Below are 3,039 nucleotides of genomic sequence, written 5' to 3'. Positions count from 1 at the left end.
GCGCTAATGCGATGAAGTCAAGAGAGCGCACGACCAAGTGTTGACCCCCCATATGCGGCGAGACTACGGGCAAAAGTGGACCGCCCGCCCGCGCGCGTGCAAGCCCGCAAGTCTGAGCGCCCGCCGCCGTCGCCAATTCGCATATGCAAACCAGTTCAAGGGCAAGCGTAAGCGCGCTCCCAGAATCGGCGCTTGATTTTTTAAAAAAAATATGATATAATATTAAAAAAAACTATTTTTTTAAAGCCCGCAGCGCCCGTCGCAAGGTCCATATGCGAGCCCAGGAGCGGCTAAATCAAGGCAATACTTCCCCATTATATTATATCAAATTATTTATAAAAAATCAATTATATTATATATATAATATATATCCCCTTTTATTATAACATATTTTTTATAAAATTGCAAACCGGCAGCCTAGAAGCAAAGATAAAAATACTATATATTGATTTTTTTAAAAAAATATTATATAATATATATAGAAAACAAGAAAGGATATATTGCCTATGGATTATGATTTTAATAATGTGCGGCAGATGCTGGATAACGGAACGTCAATAGATGACATATGCCAGGCTTTTGCGGACAAAGTGAATGAAGCAAATGCAGAGTATCAACATGAGCAGAAACGAAAAAATACATACTTTGAATCTTTAACAAGAGTAGCCGATGGATGGAATGATTGTATTGATCGTTATGCCGATACTCATAATATAGATAGTCGTCTCGTGCCCGCAGATTTTTATATTACTCAGGAAACAGTTGATAATATAATCACACTGGTTTATAAAATTATGGAGTGGAAAGGTAGTCTTATCCCATTGGCGAAAACTTGGGCTAATGTAATGAGTAATGTATCCTCAGAAGAAAAAATCGTGACAAAAAAATCTGGCCCAACACAAGTATCTGAGTTTAGTCACGTTATCGCAGATTTCCTTAACGATATAGATTGACCCTATACGGTCGGTAGTAATAATTTAGCACCTTGAAAAATAAATCTATTTGCCTCGCACTCTTATTTTACAGAAAAAGTTTCGTGCGACCAGCGTAAAAAACTTTCAATGGGACAAAATGGCTATTGTAGCCCATGCCAGAAGTAAAGAGAGTGCGAGAAGTAGATTATATATAAAAATATTGTAATACGGCTAGAATGCCGTCATCCCAAAACAAGGCAAGTAGAGCGCAGAGGCGGGCCAGATCTATCGCCAATTAAGATATTTTAACATTATAATATTCAAAATATTTTAAAAATTACAATACATCCTAATACCTTAACCTATAATAATATTTTAATGTTTACCCTTTTCGGTTTTCCCAACCTCTTCACTGGCCCACTAATTTATGCCTTCCTTCCAATCTCTCTGCGTTCTATTTGCCTTGTTTATTATATATAAAGGATAAATAATTATGATACCAACGACAAAATTTATATTAGGTACGATATTCATTATAATAGCATCTCTTATTAGTTCTATAATGACACGACCAATAGAAAACCATAAGAAGAGAGAAATAATAAGAACCTTAATAGCAATTATAATAATGATTATAATAATGATATACTATTATATTTTATGAGGTATTTATGTTAGCAGTAATTTTATTAACAATTTCATCTATTTTAATTATAATTAATAATATACATAACTTATCACGAACAGATTATATATTTTTATTAATTAACATAATTTTATTCTTTGTTAATTATTGTATGGTAACACTATGAATATCACAATATTTTCTTTAATTGCTGCTGCTTTAATAGCATTTTATATGTTACTAAACACCAGTAACAAATATGAAGTATTAGCCTGTATCTTTGTTATAATACTTACAATATCAACACTAATAGTTAACTTTATACTATAACCAAGAGAGATATACATTATCTCTCTTTTTTCATTTCATTTTTTCAAATGATTTTTCAACTCGTTCCTTATGCGTTTTTCAACTCGTTTTTCTAAACGCCCTCTACCCCTTACTCCTATGGCCGCCTTACCCCAACCTTACCCCCATCACGCATTATAGCACCAACGGTTTTTGAGTATTTTGAAGCAAGCGCAGCGAAGCGGAAAAATACTCAAAAACCAATATTATATTACTATACCCATTTTGGAACTAACTAAATGAAACATCATAGATAAAAATCTACCCCAATATCGCTTTTCGCACCACGAACCGCAGATTTTTCATTTGATTTTTTGGTATAGCCCTCCGCAAACCGACTTAATTTTCCCAAATTGGAACTCTATGACAGCCTCATATTCCCATTTTGGAACTTTTACGCTCCCATTAGTTCCAAAATGGAACTTTTTTCCGTTTCATAGTTCCAAAATGGAACTCAGTGACATTCATAAAGTTCCAAAATGAAACTTTTTTCCGCCAAAAAGTTCCAATTTGGGAAAATCTAAATGCCCAATCTTTGCTTAACCGTTCTCTTGAGTTCCAAAATGGAACTTTTATGCTGTCAGTACTTTCCCATTTTGAAACTTTTTTCCGTTTCATAGTTCCATTTTGAAACTTTTACGCTCCCTTAGTCCCAATTTGAAACTAATCGCCCCGCAATATCTCACTTCTTAGAACGGCAACACTCTATATATTTCACCATTGCCCAGTTCTACTACATCATCTTCCAAGTATCTCGCATTCAAACCAACTGCTGCTTCTCTAATACTCGGCAATTCTTCTTTATTATAACTCCTCACTTGCGGCAATTCATAAAACATATACTTCACATCTTTGATAATTTCAATTAAATATCCTTTTTCCTTCAGTTCTTCAATACCACGATAATAACTATTCTTACTTAGCCCCCAATTATTCATACAATCGGCTAAACTTAAACCAAACTCATAATCTTCTCTATTTTTTATCATATATAAATACATCTTTAAACCACTATCACCTTTTAAATCTTTCATAGCCTACTACAATGCATTTAAATTCAATTTAACATATAAATGATCTTTATCTTTTTTCAAACGAGGTGCACTTACTATTGTTACCTAATTTGCATACTTAGCCATTGCGCGACACCTC

General features: G+C 33.8%; 2 protein-coding genes. One reads left to right on the top strand and one right to left on the bottom strand.

Translation table 11 applies throughout. The annotated features are described in order from the left end of the window. Positions 1 to 527: 527 nt before the first annotated feature. Positions 528 to 953 (top strand): hypothetical protein, encoded by a 426-nt coding sequence (locus J6Y29_04690; GenBank protein MBP5427168.1) that lies wholly within the window; start codon positions 528 to 530, stop codon positions 951 to 953. A gap of 1,623 nt (positions 954 to 2,576) precedes the next feature. Here J6Y29_04690 and J6Y29_04685 read toward each other — a convergent pair. Then, a complete protein-coding gene (locus J6Y29_04685; GenBank protein MBP5427167.1) occupies positions 2,577 to 2,921 on the bottom strand; it encodes a hypothetical protein in 345 nt (114 codons plus the stop codon). Positions 2,922 to 3,039: the final 118 nt, after the last annotated feature.

Source organism: Clostridiales bacterium (genome assembly GCA_017961515.1).
Taxonomy (GTDB): domain Bacteria; phylum Bacillota; class Clostridia; order Acetivibrionales; family RGIG10202; genus RGIG10202.
This window is presented reverse-complemented; position numbering and strand designations above follow the sequence as displayed.

Excerpts from the sequence above, each read along its gene's own strand:
- J6Y29_04685 (MBP5427167.1), bottom strand. The coding sequence starts at position 2,921 with ATGAAAGATTTAAAAGGTGATAGTGGTTTAAAGATGTATTTATATATG.